This window comes from Ferrimonas balearica DSM 9799 (assembly GCF_000148645.1).
In the GTDB taxonomy this organism is placed as follows: domain Bacteria; phylum Pseudomonadota; class Gammaproteobacteria; order Enterobacterales; family Shewanellaceae; genus Ferrimonas; species Ferrimonas balearica.
In genome coordinates this window covers 1,808,360-1,825,342 of record NC_014541.1, presented here as the reverse complement: position 1 = coordinate 1,825,342, position 16,983 = coordinate 1,808,360, and the positions used below count along the sequence as shown (strand labels likewise).

Annotated in this window: 13 protein-coding genes; 7 read left to right on the top strand and 6 right to left on the bottom strand. The window is 59.6% G+C overall.

Annotated features, from left to right (window positions below; all coding sequences use genetic code 11):
- Window positions 1-116 precede the first annotated feature (116 nt).
- Both FBAL_RS08310 and FBAL_RS08305 read left to right on the top strand, forming a co-directional pair.
- Complete coding sequence (locus FBAL_RS08310) at window positions 117-743, top strand: GNAT family N-acetyltransferase (protein ID WP_171814258.1); 627 nt, start codon at window positions 117-119, stop codon at window positions 741-743.
- An 84-nt stretch (window positions 744-827) separates the two neighbouring features.
- Window positions 828-1,667, top strand: a complete 840-nt coding sequence (locus FBAL_RS08305) for a DMT family transporter (protein WP_013345150.1) — start codon at window positions 828-830, stop codon at window positions 1,665-1,667.
- Window positions 1,668-1,722: 55 nt separating this feature from the next.
- Here the strand turns inward: FBAL_RS08305 and FBAL_RS08300 are convergent, their stop codons facing one another.
- The 3 genes from FBAL_RS08300 to FBAL_RS08290 form a co-directional block, all read right to left on the bottom strand.
- Window positions 1,723-2,238: a hypothetical protein gene (locus FBAL_RS08300; protein ID WP_013345149.1), complete on the bottom strand. Its 516-nt coding sequence runs from the start codon at window positions 2,236-2,238 to the stop codon at window positions 1,723-1,725.
- 269 nt (window positions 2,239-2,507) lie between these two features.
- Complete coding sequence (locus tag FBAL_RS08295) at window positions 2,508-2,780, bottom strand: hypothetical protein (protein ID WP_013345148.1); 273 nt, start codon at window positions 2,778-2,780, stop codon at window positions 2,508-2,510.
- Between the two features lie 449 nt (window positions 2,781-3,229).
- A complete protein-coding gene (locus tag FBAL_RS08290; RefSeq protein WP_013345147.1) occupies window positions 3,230-3,568 on the bottom strand; it encodes a YajD family HNH nuclease in 339 nt (112 codons plus the stop codon).
- A 202-nt stretch (window positions 3,569-3,770) separates the two neighbouring features.
- On the opposite strand from FBAL_RS08290, the gene FBAL_RS08285 reads away from it, so the two are divergent.
- Complete coding sequence (locus FBAL_RS08285) at window positions 3,771-4,610, top strand: hypothetical protein (protein WP_148226724.1); 840 nt, start codon at window positions 3,771-3,773, stop codon at window positions 4,608-4,610.
- A 58-nt stretch (window positions 4,611-4,668) separates the two neighbouring features.
- Here the strand turns inward: FBAL_RS08285 and FBAL_RS08280 are convergent, their stop codons facing one another.
- Together FBAL_RS08280 and FBAL_RS08275 are read right to left on the bottom strand one after the other, a co-directional pair.
- Window positions 4,669-6,735, bottom strand: coding sequence for a M13 family metallopeptidase (locus tag FBAL_RS08280; RefSeq protein WP_013345145.1), 2,067 nt, complete (start codon window positions 6,733-6,735; stop codon window positions 4,669-4,671).
- Between the two features lie 380 nt (window positions 6,736-7,115).
- Window positions 7,116-8,936, bottom strand: coding sequence for a peptidoglycan DD-metalloendopeptidase family protein (locus FBAL_RS08275; RefSeq protein ID WP_148226723.1), 1,821 nt, complete (start codon window positions 8,934-8,936; stop codon window positions 7,116-7,118).
- A 312-nt stretch (window positions 8,937-9,248) separates the two neighbouring features.
- On the opposite strand from FBAL_RS08275, the gene FBAL_RS08270 reads away from it, so the two are divergent.
- From FBAL_RS08270 to FBAL_RS08260, 3 genes are read left to right on the top strand one after another with little or no spacing between them, the layout of a single operon-like run.
- Window positions 9,249-12,941, top strand: a complete 3,693-nt coding sequence (locus FBAL_RS08270; protein WP_013345143.1) for an ATP-binding protein — start codon at window positions 9,249-9,251, stop codon at window positions 12,939-12,941.
- Window positions 12,938-13,570 carry a condensin complex protein MksE gene (locus FBAL_RS08265; protein WP_013345142.1) on the top strand — a complete coding sequence of 211 codons (633 nt, stop codon included), beginning with the start codon at window positions 12,938-12,940 and terminating at the stop codon, window positions 13,568-13,570. The genes FBAL_RS08270 and FBAL_RS08265 overlap by 4 nt, the downstream gene beginning before the upstream one ends.
- A complete protein-coding gene (locus tag FBAL_RS08260; RefSeq protein ID WP_013345141.1) occupies window positions 13,567-14,784 on the top strand; it encodes a hypothetical protein in 1,218 nt (405 codons plus the stop codon). Before FBAL_RS08265 ends, FBAL_RS08260 begins: the two co-directional genes overlap by 4 nt.
- Before the next feature lie 40 nt (window positions 14,785-14,824).
- On the opposite strand, the gene FBAL_RS08255 is transcribed toward FBAL_RS08260, so the two are convergent.
- On the bottom strand, window positions 14,825-15,607 hold the full coding sequence (locus FBAL_RS08255; RefSeq protein WP_013345140.1) for a methyltransferase domain-containing protein: 783 nt from the start codon (window positions 15,605-15,607) through the stop codon (window positions 14,825-14,827).
- A gap of 154 nt (window positions 15,608-15,761) precedes the next feature.
- On the opposite strand from FBAL_RS08255, the gene FBAL_RS08250 reads away from it, so the two are divergent.
- Window positions 15,762-16,952, top strand: a complete 1,191-nt coding sequence (locus tag FBAL_RS08250; protein ID WP_013345138.1) for a class I SAM-dependent methyltransferase — start codon at window positions 15,762-15,764, stop codon at window positions 16,950-16,952.
- Window positions 16,953-16,983: the final 31 nt, after the last annotated feature.

Here is a 16,983-nt window from a genome sequence, read left to right as displayed (position 1 = left end):
CTTTTTTGACTCAGCGTTGCTGTCGCGGCAGCGGCAAATTGCGATCATGGTCAAACAGCGGCCAGAATTTGTCCTGCTACAATCGCCAAGGTGAAACTTTTTATTGTCCGATGCCGATGGAATTAGCACCCGCTCACTGCCCAACTCTGAATGCCGATGAAGCCGCCCGGCTTTTCCTGACCGACCATACCCGGGATGGAACGCCGGTGGTGATCCGCGCCATTACGCCAGAGGACAAGTATGAGATGCGGGACATCTACCCCACCCTGTCGGAGCGCACCCTCTACATGCGTTTCTTCCGGGTCATCAGTGCCCCAAGTCTGGAGGCGATTTCACGTTATACCGACGTGGATTTCGACACCCACCTGGCTTTGGTGGTGCTGTGGGGGCCGGAACAGCGCATGGTGGCCGCGGGGCGACTGATTCGGGCCACGGCCGACTCTGACGTGGCCGAACTCTCCTGCCTGGTAATTGACGAGATGCAGCACCGCGGCATCGGCCGGGTGCTGGTGCGCCAGTTACTGGAAACCGGGCGGGAGTGGGGCGTCAACCGGGTGATTGCCCTGGTGCATGCGGAGAATCACGCCATGCTGAAGCTGCTCAAGACCCAAGGCTATCCCACCGAGTTGGTGTACGACGAAGGGGAGTTTACCGTCACCCTCGATACCCACCTGCCGCCCACTGACGACAATGACATCAACCACGCCACTGTCGGCGCAATGCACCAGGGCATTGAGGCCTGACGTCGCGTCCCCTCCATGGTCACTCGGCTCTGGCCACGCCGCCAAGAGCGACGCCGTGCGACCCTTCTGGCCAGTCCCCCCGGCATGAAATCCCTCGTCGCCACCGCACTGGCACTGATTGCGTTCGCCGGAAACTCGGTGCTGTGCCGACTGGCACTGGGTGACCAACAGATTGATGCCGCCAGTTTCACCTCGATAAGGCTGCTGTCCGGTATCGCTGTCCTGCTGTTTATTGCCTCATTCGGACAGAGCGCGGCCCCCAGAGGCAGTCAGGGAAGCTGGAAAGCGGCCTTTTTCCTGTTTCTGTACGCCCTCACCTTCTCCTACGCCTACCTGACGCTGGAGACCGGAACCGGAGCCTTGATCCTGTTTGGTGCGGTTCAGGTTTCGATGATGCTGATCAGCTACTTGGCCGGTGACCGCTTCCTGCCCATCGAGTGGCTGGGTCTGATCCTGGCGTTTGCCGGGTTTACCTATCTGATGCTGCCTGGCGTCAGCACACCGTCGCTGACGGGTTTTACCCTGATGGCCATCGCCGGTATCGCCTGGGGAGCCTACACCCTGTTGGGCCGGAGCGCCGATAACCCCCTGCTCACGACGAGGGACAACTTCCTTAGAACCCTGCCCTTCACCCTAATCCTGCTGATACTGACCATTGATACCCAGCAACTCTCCACTCAGGGTGTCGCACTGGCGATGCTTTCCGGCGGGGTAATGTCGGGCATCGGCTACGCCCTCTGGTATTACGCCCTGTCAGACCTTTCCGCCATCAGAGCCGCGATTCTGCAGCTGCTGGTGCCAATCATCGCCGCCATCGGCGGCATCCTGTTTGCGGGGGAGAGCCTTTCGGCACGTCTGCTGCTGGCCTCGGTGCTGATACTGGGGGGCATCTTGCTGGTGATACTGGCGAAGCAGCGACGGTGAGAGAGTCGGCGCTGATTTCGCCCCGGATCGCTCCCAATTGCCAGGTTTACTGTTTCTATGAGTCAGTGGTAGTGCCTTTAATTCGGTTCACGATTTCCGGCCCACTTTTCACATGGCAAATATAAAGATGATGCGTATTAGCCTTGAAACCAAAGTCAAAGTTGCCGATTAAATCCGCAAGCGGATTGGCCACTCGAATATCAAAGGTGTCCCCACGGTCGTACAGTTTAATCTGGTTCTTATTATATTTAATGCGCCCTTTAACATTTCCATTGCGATCAAAGGTTATCAACTCACCACCTTTGACTTGATACATTCCAATTTCTTTTACGTAATGGCCGAGGGACAGAGCCGGCCGGAGGAACATTAGGTAAAACAAAGTGACTGACGGCAATCCCAACATCAGTAAGGTCGAGACATCGCCCATAACTGCCGTCGCCATGAGCATCAACAATGTTCCGAAACCAAACAAAAAGAATGAAAAACACTCATCAGACAACAAATAGAAAGCCGATGGCAACGCTTCAGAATGAATCAATAAGCCATTGCTGTCTCCCTTGTCAACGCGCATCTAACCTCCTTAATCGATGCTGTCTAACTAGATACCTTTTGTTTATCTGAACACTCATCCTTACATCCAGAACCTGAATCAGCAAACACTCATACTCACGGGGGCTAAACTTTTGAATCCGTAAGCCATCGCTTCTCAGGAGTCCCGAATACCTCGGCGGTGGCGTGATAAGCAACAGGAAACCAAGGTTTTTAAAGTGAGTGTCCAGTTGCGCCGTCTTATTGACGTGCTATTGCAACGCGCAACTCAGCAGAACCGTTGTGTTACCTCTACCTGCTGGACAAAAGGTGTACGGTTCTGATTCTATAGTTTTCTTCAATTGCGACCGTTGCTGCCATTAGCCCAGAGGCAAACAGAGTTCCAACGCACACTGGAATGATAGCCAGGCTACTTGTTATGGCCCAGCCCCCGGAAAAGATAACTTTAAAGACAATGGCGACGAGTGACATCGCGCTAAGAACAATACCAAATACTGCAGTAACCCTTGCAAGTAAAAGCAACAACCCGAGATTCTCAGATTTAATATTCTTGTAAGGTTTCATCAAAGTTCCTTCTTTGCGATATACCCAGGATAGATAACACGTCTGTTAGTGCGACGACGGTCCCCTTGCGGAACCAACTGGGCACTCACATTAGCATGCCACTTCTCAGATTACCTCATTGCCGTCAAACACTTTGCCATCCACCAGTGCATGACTGAGCTGCTGTTGCAGCACAGTAGGAGATCAATTTCTCTTAAGGCGGGTGTCTGGTTAAGCCAGCTAAACCAGCCGATGATTTTAACGATACATGCCCCAGCAGGAGGGTGGACTCGAAATCTACACGCGATTCAATCGCTCGAATTACCATGGTTTCCGTTGGCCACAGGCCCAGGCTACGCCAAATTCATCCTCTCGGGTTCAGCTGGCCATGCCAGAAAGTGATACCGGAGCCGCGCAACAAAAAAAGCCCCTGCGTATCCAGGGGCTTCCTATTATCGATATCGTCAGGGTTACTTTTTGCCCATCATCGCCTTCAGGTCAGCGAAGGGGTTGTGGGTGGCCACTTCACGCTTCAGGTCGTCCCCGGCCTGCACGGTACTGCCGTATTGCGCGGCCTGAGTGTATTTCTCGTGCTCGTTGTCATGGCAGAACAGGCACAGCAATTCCCAGTTGGATCCATCCGACGGATTGTTTTCATGGTTATGGTCGATGTGATGAACCGTCAACTCGCGCAGGTTGGAGTACTGAAACTCGCGGGCGCAGCGGCCGCAAACCCATGGAAACAACTTCAATGCCTTGTCGCGGTAGCCCTGCTCCAGCGACGCATAGTTTTTGGGGATGATGGCCATAAGGCCTCCGTGAATAGCGATGGAAAGCGCCACTATAGCAAGAACGCCAGCAGGGAATAATCACCTCTGTCCCAAACCGCGCTCCCGACTTCGTCACATTGCCATTTCGCCCTTTGTGCTGCAGTGGTAGCATCGCCGCCTTCCGAATTGTTGCCGCGACCTGCGGCGCCGGTTTTTCTAAGAGGTTTACGTGGTTTCGGTGGTGAGCATTAAGCAATCCTCGGGGTTGGATGAGTATTGGCTGCAGGACCGGATTGCCGCAGAGCCCGCGATTTTGGGACTGGGCAACCTGTTTGTCCGTGATAAGGAGCGGGTGCAGAACTTCGGTCGACTCGACCTGCTGCTGGAGGGCGACGACGTGCGTTACTGCGTCGAGTGCATGTGCGGCCCACTGGACGCCGACCACCTGTTTCGAGCCGTCAGCTACTGGCTGCACGAGAAAGACCGACACCCTCAGTACCAGCATGTTGCGGTACTGGTCGCCGAGGATGTGCAGGCGTCGCGCTTCTACGGTGTGGTCAATCTGCTTGGGCAGGTGATGCCCATTGTGGTGATTCAGGCGATTGCCCTGTCGCTGCCGGACCAGAGCGACACTGCGCTGATCTTTAACAAAGCGATTGATACCCGGGACCAGTTTGCCTCCGTCATTGATGACCGCGAAGAGGGCGTATTCAAAACGCCGGATCGCGACTACTGGACCAGCAAAATCGGTGACCGCATGGCCATCGCCGATTCCCTGTTCGACGTATTGAGCGAAGCGCACGGCAGCCCGGTCGAGGTCAACTACAAATCCGCCTACATTGGATTCAAGGTGCATGGCCGGGTGGACAACACCGTGTTGCTCTATGGCTACGCCAAAGGGATCAAGTTCGAGATCCGCGCCTACGGCGACGAAGACCCCTGCGTCACCGAAGCGATCAACCAGGCTGGATTGGCCCAGTTTCCCTTTAATGGCCGCTACCGCATCAAGGTTGACCAGCCGCTGGAACCCGGACCGCAGCGCGACACACTGGTGGCGCTGACCCGCTCAGCCCTGCGTTAAGGGCACAAAAAAGGGGCTTAACGCCCCTTTTTTTATGGTTTCGACTCGCGAATTACCGTTACCAGATACGCACCCGATCCTCTTTGGGGATGTAGAGCTCGTCGCCCGGCTGAACGTCAAACGCCTCGTACCAGGCGTCGTGGTTACGGGGTGCCAGAGCACGGTAACGACCCGGAGCGTGGGTACCGGCACGCAGCTGGTTCAGCATGCTCTGCTCGGTGCGCTTCTCTTTCCAAACCTGAGCCCAGGCCAGGAAGAATCGCTGATCGCCGGTCATACCGTCGATCACCGGCGCTTCTTCGCCATTCAGGCTGAGCTTGTAGGCGTGGTAGGCCATCGCCAGACCACCCACATCACCAATGTTCTCGCCAAGGCTGTTCTGGCCATTCACGAAGTTGTTGGGGATGGGCTCGTACTTGTTGTACTGGGCTACCAGGCTGGCAGCACGGGCTTCAAACGCGGCGCGGTCTTCGTCGGTCCACCAGTTACGCTGGATGCCGTTGGCATCGGACTTGGAGCCCTGGTCGTCAAAGCCGTGGCCCATCTCATGGCCAATCACCGCACCAATACCGCCGTAGTTCACCGCCGGATCGGCGTTGGGGTCAAAGAACGGCGCCTGCAGAATCGCGGCCGGGAACACGATCTCGTTAAAGGAGCTGTTGTAGTAGGCGTTCACCCGTTGCGGGGTCATGCCCCAGCGGTTGCGGTCGGTCTTCTCCAGCTCACGCTCAACGCTCTGGGCGTGGAAGAAGCGACGCAGGGCCTGCACGTTGCCCACCAGATCATCGTCGGACAGCTCCAGACCATCGAACGACTGCCACACATCCGGGTAGCCGATCTTCGGGTTGAACGCCGCCAGTTTGGCTCGCGCGTTCACTTTGGTCTCTTCGCCCATCCAGTCGAGCTGGTCGATACGTTGGCCCAGCGCGGTACGCAGGTTCTCTACCAGCTCAGACATCTGCTGCTTGGAGGACTCGGGGAAGTACTTGGCCACGTAGACCTTGCCGATGGCAAAGCCCAGCGACTCGGTGCCGGACATCTGCTCGATGGCGCGCTTCCAGCGTTCACGGGGCTCTGCCTGTCCGCTCAGGGTGGTGCCATAGAAGCGGAAGTTGGCGTCATAGATTTCGTCGGTCAGGAAACCGGCGTTGTTGCTGATGGTGTGGAAGGTCAGGTAATCCTGCCACACAGCCAGCGGCTCATTACCAATCAGCTCAATCATCGCTTTGGTCGGCTCAGGGTAAGCGATGTTCAGCTGAGGCAGCTGGTAGCCGGAGGGGGCGATAAAGCGGTCCCAATCGAAACCCGGGTACTCTTTGGCCAGGTCTTCACGCTTCACCTGATTGAGGGTCAGGTCGCGGTTACGGCGCTTCTCGCGGGGCCACTGATGCTCTGCCATCTTGGTTTCCAGTGCCAGAATGGCCTCGGCGCGTGACTCGGCGTTCTCAACACCCGCAAAGCTGAGCATCTCAGCGATGTGAGCCAGGTAGGCTTCACGGATCTTCACGAAACGCTCGCTGTCTTCCAGGTAGAAGGAGCGATCCGGCAGGCCCAGTCCGGTGGCGAAGAGGCTCAGTTCATATTGGTTGGGGTCCAGACGGTTAAACCACATACCACCGGCCAGAGGGCTGGACGCGCCGGTCAGCCAGGCTTCGCCAAATACGGTGGTCAAATCCGCGCGGGAATCGATGGCTTCGATCTGGTCAAGGGTGTCCTGAATCGGTTTGAGGCCCGCGGCATTAACGGTTTCGACGTCCATGTAGGCACGGTAGAAGTCAGCAATCAGCTGCTCCTCCTGGTTCAAATCGTCGCGGGACAGAATATCATCGATGATCCCCTTTACCCGCTCTTCACTGCGCTCCGCCAGTTTGTTGAACGCACCAAAGCGGGTTTTATCCGCCGGCATCTCATAGTTGTCGTACCAATTGCCGCTGGCGTACGCGAAGAAGTCGTCGCCGGGACGAACGGACAGGTCACGGGCACTCAGGTCGATACCAAAGGTGCCCAGCTCCGGTTTGCCCTGGGGCGCCTGCACAACGGTAGCGTCTTGAGTCTCTACTTCAGAAGTGCCGCAACCGGTGAGGAAGGCGGCCGTCAGGGCCACCGCCAATAATGAACGCTTCATTGCTGTTTGCTTCCTTTTTGCATCGTTATGATTCTCAGTCCAGCGTTGACGGAAAACCGTGACTCCAGCTTCACTGTGTCAGCTTGTCGCGACGGGACGCTATGCGGCGAGTTTAAAACCTGCCGCCCAAAATGCCAACCGGCCCGCAACAGTCTGTAACACAAGGGGTTGGGGCCGTGAAACGCCATGGCCTGGACGTGGCCATTCACATAACAGGCAGGAGGGGTTACGCAGCGGGCTCAACACCGGTTCAGTGCCTGTCCTTTTGATGCGGCCAAGTAGGGGCAACGAAAGGGACAGCAACCGAGCCGCGCAAGGTCTGCGTTTTGGCGGTAAAGCGATGGCCACAAAAAAGGGCACCATGGGGTGCCCTTCTTGGTTCAGTCTGCGGCGCCGGTGGGGCCGCTCTGATCATCCTGGTGGTTGGCTTTGGCCAGTTGCGCCATCTGCGCCTGGTACTGGTAAACCTTTGCCAGGAATGCCTGCTTATCCGCGTCGTCCACCGATGTGGCCATGGGGATATTGGCGGTCATGGCGTTAACCGGACGGCCTTTAATGTGGAATTCGTAATGCAGGTGCGGCCCGGTCACTCGTCCGGTGGCCCCCACGGCACCAATCTGCTGGCCGCGGGTCACGCTCTGTCCGCGCTTCACGTCGATCCGGGACATGTGCAGGTAGCGGGTGCGGTACTGGCCGCCATGCTCAATCACCACGTATTTACCGGCGATCGGATGATTCTCCACCCGGGTGACCCGGCCATCACCGGCGGCCAGGATCGGCGTGCCGGTGGGGGCCGCAAAGTCAGTGCCGTTATGGGGGGCAATGCGTCCGGTCACCGGGTGGCGACGGTTGCCATTAAAGTGGGAGCTCAGGCGGTACTTGCCCTTGACCGGTATCCGCATAAAGGCCCGGGACAGGCTGTTACCCTCGCTGTCGTAATAGCTGCCATCGTCGTGCAGGTAAGCGCTGCTTTCCCAGTTACGACCGGCAAAAATCACCGCCAGCAGGCGGTCCTGGCCAGTGGCTTCACCCTCAATGTACTGGGCTTCACGCAGCACCCGCACGGTGTCACCCGCACGCAGCTGGCGACGGAAATCGAGTTTGTCTTTAAACAGGGTGCTGATGCGGGTGATCTCCGCCGGAGTCAGGCCCGCGCGTTCAGCGGAAAGATAGAAACTGCCCCGAATCTCGGTATCAACCGCAGAGGCGATCCAATCGCCATCCAGGCGCATCTCATCCACGGCAAAACTGTCGTCACTCTGGCGCTCATAGACCACCCGGTGGGCGGCGTTAAACACCAACTCGAGTCGGTTCAGGGCGTGGGTGTCGCGGTCCTGCTCCAGGATCAGGTCGTTGCCGGGCATCAGGGTATCCAGCGCCAGCACCGCATAGTCCGCTTCCAGCACCCGGTACATCTCAGCCTGGCCAATGCCAAAGCGGCTGAACAAACCGCTCAGGGTGTCGCCGGACGCGATGGTGTAGTAATGCACCTCTGGGCCGGTATCCAGTTGGGCCTGAGGCTCTTCTGACATCGGCGGGTGCAGAACCGGCTCGGCCTGGTCGGGTGTGACCACCGCAACGGTGGTTTCCTTCTCCCAGCCAAACAGACGGGCAAACCAGCCCGGCTTGGCGTGCACTTCCGGCTCCGGCACGTGGGCCAGACGCTCGGCACCGTCCAGCGCCATATCCGTGTCGCTGTCCGGTTTGGCTGCCGTGTCGCTCGGTTCGGCCACGCTGGCCTCGGCAACCTGTACAGGCTCCTGACTGGTTGTCGCCTCAGGTTCAGCGTCTGCCTGGCGGCCTGCCGGGCGCGGTGGTGGCGCGGTCACAGAAGCGCGACTGTCGCTGGGTGTGTCTTGGTTGGCTTGCCAGTCGAGGGCGATGCGGTTGGAAGACTCGAGGGACTCTGCGGCCGGTTCACTGATAGGAGTCGGCTCGGCTTCAGCGGTGACGGTGGCGTCGCCATCCGGACGCAACGCCATGAAGGCGCTGATGGCCGCGACCGCGGAAAACGCGATCACCTGGGTGCGGGCGGAGGGCATCACAGCACGCAAGGCACTGACGATGGGGTGTGGTTGTCCGAAGGGGCGAGCCTGTCGGCCTGGCGCAAACGCCTGGCGTTTTTTCAGCTGATTTTGCAACCGTCGTTGGCGTCGTCGTATGGCATTCGCCTCCGACCCCTTGCCCCAAGATCGAAACACACCGCTTCCTCACTACATAAAACGGCGTTCAACATGCGGTTTTAGTAAGCCGATGTCAACCAGAGGCGCGGGGAGTTAGACGTGTCCGACAATAACGGTTCACTGACTCCGCTTCATTGCGCACATTTTATCCCGGTTAGCTCAAGGATGCGGCAACCAGGCACCGGCATTGATTTTCGGCCAGCTTCGGGTGATAACATGGGGGTTTTTGAACCCTGGCGGAACGCGCCCATCTGGTCGCCCCGGCTGCCCTTCCCTGTCGTATCGGGCGTAGGCCGTTTCTGCCACTGTATTCAGGCTTCCATATAAGCAATGTCGACCCTTAAGCGCATCATACTGATCGCGACCCACCTGCCCGGTGAGGTCGAACTCAAACTGGATGGTCACACCAACATCTGTGGCACCAACGCCTCCGGTAAAACCACGCTGCAGCGACTGGTGCCGGTGTTCTACGGTGAATACCCCAGCCGCGTTGTGCCCGCCACCCGGGACAGTTTTGAGCGCTGGTACCTGCCCACCGATGCCAGCTACATCATCTATGAGTATGAACGTCCGGATGGGGCTTTGGCCCAGGCCGTGCTCTCCTCTGCCGGTGATGGCAAAGGGGTGCAGTACCGTTTTGTCGACAAAGGCTTCGATATGGCCGACTACATCAAGTCCCGCCAGGACGACAAAGTGGTCTGCCACACCAGTGGCGAGATGCGGAAGGTGTTCCGGGATCAGGGCGTCGCCATCTCCAACCAGATCAGCTCCGTCAAAGACTACCGTGCCATCATTCAGAATGACCGTGGCCTGATGAACGCCGCCAGCAACAGTCGCGAGCTGCGCGACTGTGCCGCCCGCTTCGCCCTGTGTGAAGCGAATGCCTCACTGCGCCATATGGAGAAGCTGGTGCGTGCGGTGCACTCCAAAGAGGGCAAGATGGAGACCATCCGCCAGATGGTTGCTGCCATTCTGGAGGAGGATGGCGTTGAAACTCCGCAAACCCGCCTTAACGCCAACCGGGTGGATGAGTGGATCCGGGAAAGCCAGCTGGTGCAGCACTTTGAACAGACTCGTCCGCAATTCGCCAAGCTGGAACAGCGCTACGACGCCTTCCTGATGTGCGAGCAGGAGTTGGCAGGCCTGAAAGCGGGCTTTGGCAGCGACAAGATCCTGCTGGAGGAAGCGATTGAGCGCCACCAGCGAGAGCGCCGAGAGTGTCTGGCCCAGCTGGAGGAAGCGATCCGCGAGTTCGAGGCCCAGAGCAGCGAGCTGAAAGACCGCCGCGCCGATGCCCGCTCCGACGCCAACAGCTATGAGCAGCGCCTCGAGCAGATCGAAAACGAACACCAGCACTGGCTGGAGCTGGACATTGAATCCGCCGCCCGTGATCTGGAGCGGCTGGGCCAGTGGCGTGCTGATCTGCAGGACCTGCGCGAGCGTCATACCCTGCTGACCGAAAAGCACTCCGACATCGAGGCCACCTACACCCAGCATCGCGGCCAGATCGAGGTCCGCAACAACGCCGCCATCGAATCCCTGCGCGAGCGCCAGGATCAGGCCCGCAGCCAGCAGGCTGACCTGCAGCGCCAGCAGCAGAATGAGATCCGGGCGCTGGAGGATGGCTTCCGCAGCCAGAGCCAGGCGGCCGAACAGCGCCACCAAGCCGAACTGAAAACCCTCGAGCTGGAGCAGCAGCGCCTGCAACTGGTGTGCGACAGCGCCAGTTACAGCAGCGACGAACGTCGCCAACTGGATGTGCTGGAAGCGCGCATCGACGAGGCGTACCAGCAACAGCAAAGTGCCGAGCAGGCGCTGGAGCAGCAGCGCGATGGTGAACAGCGCCAGCGCCAGATCCGACAGGACCTTCAGGCCCAGCTGAGCCAGCAACGCCAGCGTATGGCCCAGTGTCAGGCCGACTATGACGCCATCGACGCCCTGCGCTTCCCCAAGGATCACTCCCTGCTCAAGTTCCTGCGTCAGGAGAAGCCGGAGTGGATCGACACCATCGGTAAAGTGATCCGCCCGGAGCTGCTCAAACGCGGCGATCTTAAGCCTGCCATTGGCAGTGGCGACAGCCTGTTTGGTGTGGCGCTGGAGCTGGGCAACCTGGATACCCCGGAATACGCCCAGAACGAACAGCAACTGGAGCAACGCGCCGAGCAGGCCCGCCAGGCGTTGGAGCAGTGCCGCAATGAACAGGCGCAACTGGAAGCCCGCATCGAAGCGCAGCAAGCCGAACTGCAAAGCGCCAACGAAGCGGTGATCCGGGCCCAGACTCAATACCAGAGCGCCAAGAGCCAACACGCCCGCCTGCTGGATGAGAAGAAACAGCTCAGCCAGACCCTGCGCAGCGCCGTCGCTGAGCGTAAGCAGCAGTCCGAGAAACAGCTCAAGTCAGTCCAGGCCGAGCTGAAAAAACTGGTCAGCGAGTACCAGGGCTTTGTTGAAGACCTCAAAGCCCAGCAGATGGAAGCCCGCATGGATAAGGAGGCGTTCTGGCAGGAACGCCTGGGTGGCATCGACGAACAACTGACCCAGCTTTCCGGCGAACTGGCCAACCGTCGCGCCCAGAAAAACGAAGAGCTGGCCGAGTGTGAGCGCTGGTATCAGGCCGAGCTGAAAGAGCGCGGTGTGGACGACAGCCAGATCCTGGCGCTGAAAGAGCAGATCCACGCCATCGATCAGAAGATTGGCCGCACCGAATCGATGCGCGACAAGGTGGCGGATTACCAGATCTGGTTTAAAGGCCCGTTCAGCCTGGAGCAGCCCCAGCTGCAGGACAAGCTCTCCGTGGCCCAGCGCGAGATCCTCGAACTGGATCAGGTGCTGGCCAAGCTGCAGCGGGAACACAAAACCCTCAACGACGAACTGAAAACCAGCCAGAAAGCGGCGGAACAGGCACTGACCCACGCCAACGAGCAGCTGGAACAACTCAAACAGTTGCTGGCCGCCCTCAACAAGCTGTCCCTGCCCGCTCAGGTCAAAGCCGAAGAGTACGCCGCCGCGCCGTTGGACGAGCGCCTGCGTGAAACTCAGGAGAAGCTGCAGGCCCGCGACCAGCACCTGTCCGTAATCAAACAGCAAGTCGAGCATTTCGACAGCCTGATTGGCCAGAAGGCCGGGCCGGAGCTGGCCGCCAACTGGGAACAGTGGCGCAGCGACTGCCTGAGCAGCACCGATAACGATCTGGGCGTGGCCAAGCTCGACCACATGAAGCTGGTGCCGCATCTGCAGTACATGATGAACCACCTGCTGCCGTCCCGAATGGAGGTGCTACGCACCACCGGCCAGACCTTCGGCAAAGAGTTGGAAACCTACTACCACGTACTGGCGGACATCGATAAACGCATCGGCACCCAGTCGGCCCGCATCACCCGCGAAGTCGGCGAAGAGCTGTTCCTGGACGGCGTATCCGGTTCCGAAGTGAAGATCCGCTCGCGCATCAGCGAGCTGGAGTTCTGGGATGAGCTGACCGCCTTTATCCAGAGCCATGAACAGTGGCAGAAGCAAGGCTTTGCCGGCCTGCCGGGCGAAGAGTACGCCCAGCGCCTGCGCCGCGCGCTGGAAGTGATCGGCCGCGCCGCCCTGTCCGGCAGCATCGCCAAGTTGCTGGAGATTGAACTGCGCCTGCGCGAGGGCAATTCCGACCTGGTGATCCGCACCGACCGCCAGCTCAACGAATCCTCCAGCCACGGTATGGCGTACCTGATCCTGTGTAAGTTCCTGCTGGCCTTTACCCGCCTGCTGCGGGGCAACGCCGGTACGGTGATCCACTGGCCCATCGACGAACTGGGTACCCTGCACCACGGCAACGTCAAAAAGATCTTCGACGCCTGCGAAAACAACCGCATCGCCGTACTGGGCGCGTTCCCCAACCCGGAATCTGAGGTGCTTACCCTGTTCCAGAACCGCTACATCATCAATAAAACCACCCGCCAGCTGCAGGTGGTGCAACCCAAAGTCAGCCCCATCGCGGAACGCCTGAAAGCCCGCGCCATGCAAGAGGAGCTCACCGCATGAGAAGCGAAACCGGACGGGTGATCGAGAGCCTGCTGCGCGGCCAGTTTATCTGCAAAATCAGCGATGAAGCCGGCTGGGAGCTGCTCAGCAATGAAAGCAAGCGGCAACAGGTCAATGACCACCTGGCGGTGTTGAATCGTCAGGTCAGCAGCGCGGCGAGCGACACCGTGTACTACGCCAGCTACCAGGACCTGGGCGAGGAGGAGCGCGACGTGCTCGGCCACCAGTTCCAGGATGTGGTGCAGTCACTGCAACCGCTGGTGCAGTGGATGGTACTGGTGCAGGAAGCCGGTTCCGGTGATGAGCCGCTGGCCCAGGGCGTGCGCGTGCGCCTGAACGAGCTGCAGACCACCATCGAGGATGTGCCGGCACTGTCGGAACAACTGAGCAAGATCGCCCGTTTCCGCCTGTTCAACTCCACCTCCACCAGCGTTGAGGGGCAGCTCAAGCAGATCTTTAAGCGCCTGTGCGAGCTGGGCTACCTGGTGCGCCCCAACGCGGAAAAACAGATCTACCAGGCCACCGGCAAAATCGAATACCTGTACGAGGTACTGCGCTTTATCGATGAAACCGAGTCCCTGGCGCTGGAGCAGAAGGCTGAGGTGATGAAACAGGAGAACCTGTTGTGAGCGATCACCTGCACGACGCGGGCAAGCGCTTCCTGAGTTTGCTCAGCCGCCACTCCGGGCTGGTGATGGACACCTACCTGGCAGGCACCGCGGAGGTCACCCCGGATAACGCCAAGGCGGTCGACAAGCTGGTGCAGAACGGCATCCTAAAGCGCAGTGAGCCGAACGAACCGCTGCGTCTGGCCCGCCCGGTACGACAACTGCTGGAAGACGCCCTCAAAGATGAGCGCAACCGCCAGGTCGATGCCAACGTCGGCTCGGCCCTGGCCACCCTCAAAACCCTGGCGGGCCACTATAAGGAAGCGCTGCACCTGCACGACTACCCGGCGGCGGATGTGCACCTTCAGGAGCTGCAGGAACAGGTGTTTGGCCTGAAGGAGAGCCTGCGCTACTCCACCCGCAGCCTGTGGTCACGGATCAACAACGAGTTTGGTTACGTTGGCACCATTGAGGCCAAGATCCGTGAAAACCGGCTGGCTCAGGACCAAGTGATTGAACTGCTGGCCAGCCTTGAGCTGTTCCGCTTTGACGAGCTGGCCGAATTGGCCGGTGATGCCCGAGAACTGCGCCGCCTGTTGGTGGTGGGGCTGCAACACACTCTGGTGGATTGCACCCAGGAGATGGCCGTGGTGCAGAGCCGGCTGTTGGCCCTGCTCGGTCGCTTCCGCGAAATCCAGGGCCGCACCCGCCTGCTCAAAGGCTTCCTGCTGCATTGCGAACAGCACCCGGATTACAAAGTCGGGCCACACCTTGAGCGGGTTCAGGTGCCCAGCCTGTTTAATCAGGCCGAAGCCCTGCTCGCTCCGGCGTCCGTGGACGTGACCCAGGGCGACGAAGAACACACCCTGCTGCAGCTGGTGTCTCAGATCCGTCGACCGGAACGGGAAGCGGCGGACGCCCGGCTGGCCCACGGCGAAGCGTTTGAACTGGGACAGGTGGCGGACTACACCCTCAGCGACGATGGCCTGAAACAGGACGTCGATCGCTTCTACTGCGCCGCCATTGACCGGGCTGAGCCGCTCTCGGCACTGCAATACCTGCAGCAACAATCGCTGAGTTGGCCTGAAGAGGCCTGGCTGTACCAGGTGATCGGCGCCTTCGACAGCCTGCCCAAGGAGCAACAGGACTGCTTTGCCCTTGACCCCACCCTGCAGGACCATCCGGTGTTCAGTGGCAACAAGTACATCGAGGATGTGCGGGTGGCACTACGCTGACCCGAGAAAAGCCAGAAAAGCCGGCATTGCGCCGGCTTTTTTAGTTCTGTTCAGGCTTGCTGACCAGCAGGTGGGTGTAGCGTCCAATATCCCGGTAGGGAACCCGCTCGCAGTACGCCAACTCCAGCTCAATCAGCCGCTCCAGCTGGCTCTGTTGCAGGCTCTTGTCACGCAGATAGTCGTGAATCACCCGCACGCCACATTGGTGCTCGACCTGCAGCCCCAACGCTTCCAGCCAGTCGATCACCTGCTCATTGCGCAGCGGGCTGTGGGGCACCATCCGCACCCGTCGGGTTTTGCGGTTGGTCATCGCCTCGCCCAGATTGTCGAAATTGCCCGCCACCAGGTTGTGGAACTCGGCCCCCAAGTGGTTAAAGAAGGCCAGGGACAGTACCCCTCCGGGCGCCAGGCATTGCGCCAGCGCAGCCAACACCGCCTGCGGATCGCTGGCCCACTCCAGCACCGCATGACACACCACCCCCTGATAAGGGTGGGCGATCTGCTGCGGCAGCTGCTGAATGGCACCCTGCTGGTATTGGAACCGGCTTGCCAGCCCGGCTTCGTCCGCGCGCTGCCGGGCCATGCTCAACATTTCTGCCGACAGGTCATTCAACAATACCGGGTAACCGGCGGCCGCCACGCGGCGTGCCATCTGGCCCTGACCTCCCCCGGCATCGAGTACACGGGCGTTCTCGCCAAGTCGCGGCAGGAAGCGGTGTTGCAGCTGGTGCCAGAGTACCGCCTCCCGCACCTGCCCCTTGCTGGTGCCATAGATGTTGTCGGCAAACTTACGGGCACGGCCGTCAAAATTGGTGTCGTTCACGGGTCAATCCTCTTACTGAGGCTGCCATTGTCGCACAAGGTGACGCCAATGCTGCCAAGCCCCTGCGCAAACGACGAAAACACCACCATCCCCTTGCCTGCGTGGCGCACTGGGCCTAAAATCCGCCCTCTTTCCCTTCCCGGACCCGAGCACCATGGTTGCCAAAGTCATCCTGAAAAAATCCCGAGAAAAATCCCTGCTTCGCCGTCACCCTTGGGTGTTCTCCAATGGCATCGAGCGGGTTGAAGGCCACGCCGAACTGGGCGACACCGTTGAGGTGTACGCCAAGGATGGTCGCTGGCTGGGCCGGGGAGCCTACTCACCGCAAAGCCAGATCCGCGTTCGCATCTGGACCTTTGACCAAAACGAAGCGGTCGACCTCGATTTCTTCGCCAGCCGCATCGCCCGCGCTCAACTGGGCCGTGAATACCTGATCGAGCGCGATGGCCTGACTGGCTACCGCCTGATCGCCGGTGAGTCCGACGGATTGCCGGGCATCACCATCGACCGCTTTGCCGACGTATTGGTGTGCCAGCTGCTCAGCGCGGGCGCCGAAGCCCATCGTGACACCCTGGTCGAGGCGTTGAAAGCCCAGTTCCCGCAATGCGCCATCTACGAGCGTTCCGATGTGGACGTCCGCAAGAAAGAGGGCCTCAAGCCGGTGGCTGGCCTGCTGCACGGCACCCTGCCCGCCCAGCCGATGGTGTTCGAAGAGAACGGCGTTAAGCTGCTGGTGGATGTGGAGAACGGCCACAAGACCGGCGCCTACCTCGACCAGCGTGACAACCGCCTGGCCGCCAGTCGCTACGTCAAAGGCCAGCGGGTACTGAACTGCTTCAGCTACTCCGGTGGTTTTGGCACTTACGCCCTGAAGGCGGGCGCCGCCGAAGTGGTGAACGTCGATGTCTCCAAGCCGGCTCTGGCTCTGGCGCAACAAAGCGCTGAGATCAATGAGCTCGACCTGAGCCGCCTGAACAACGTCGATGCCGACGTCTTCAAGCTGTTGCGCCAATACCGCGAAGAGGGTGAGCAGTTTGATGTGATCATTCTGGATCCGCCCAAGTTCGCCGACAACAAAGCTCAGCTGCCGGGTGCCTGCCGCGGCTACAAAGACATCAACCTGGTGGCGATGCAGTGCTTGAAGCCCGGCGGCATTCTGCTGACTTACTCCTGCTCCGGCCTGATGGACTCCGCCCTGTTCCAGAAGATTGTGGCCGATGCTGCACTGGACGCTGGCCGTGATGCCCAGATCCTGGAGAAGCTGGCGCAGGCGTCAGATCACCCGATTGGCTCAGCCTACCCCGAGGGTTTCTACCTAAAAGGCCTCGCTTTACGGGTCTGGTAACAACAAAAGCGCCTTTCGGGGCGCTTTTTGT

Coding starts and splice junctions, on each gene's coding strand:
- FBAL_RS08250 (WP_013345138.1), top strand. CDS start 15,762: ATGGTTGCCAAAGTCATCCTGAAAAAATCCCGAGAAAAATCCCTGCTT.
- FBAL_RS08265 (WP_013345142.1), top strand. CDS start 12,938: ATGAGAAGCGAAACCGGACGGGTGATCGAGAGCCTGCTGCGCGGCCAG.
- FBAL_RS08300 (WP_013345149.1), bottom strand. CDS start 2,238: ATGCGCGTTGACAAGGGAGACAGCAATGGCTTATTGATTCATTCTGAA.
- FBAL_RS08295 (WP_013345148.1), bottom strand. CDS start 2,780: ATGAAACCTTACAAGAATATTAAATCTGAGAATCTCGGGTTGTTGCTT.
- FBAL_RS08290 (WP_013345147.1), bottom strand. CDS start 3,568: ATGGCCATCATCCCCAAAAACTATGCGTCGCTGGAGCAGGGCTACCGC.
- FBAL_RS08305 (WP_013345150.1), top strand. CDS start 828: ATGAAATCCCTCGTCGCCACCGCACTGGCACTGATTGCGTTCGCCGGA.
- FBAL_RS08310 (WP_171814258.1), top strand. CDS start 117: ATGGAATTAGCACCCGCTCACTGCCCAACTCTGAATGCCGATGAAGCC.
- FBAL_RS08280 (WP_013345145.1), bottom strand. CDS start 6,735: ATGAAGCGTTCATTATTGGCGGTGGCCCTGACGGCCGCCTTCCTCACC.
- FBAL_RS08270 (WP_013345143.1), top strand. CDS start 9,249: ATGTCGACCCTTAAGCGCATCATACTGATCGCGACCCACCTGCCCGGT.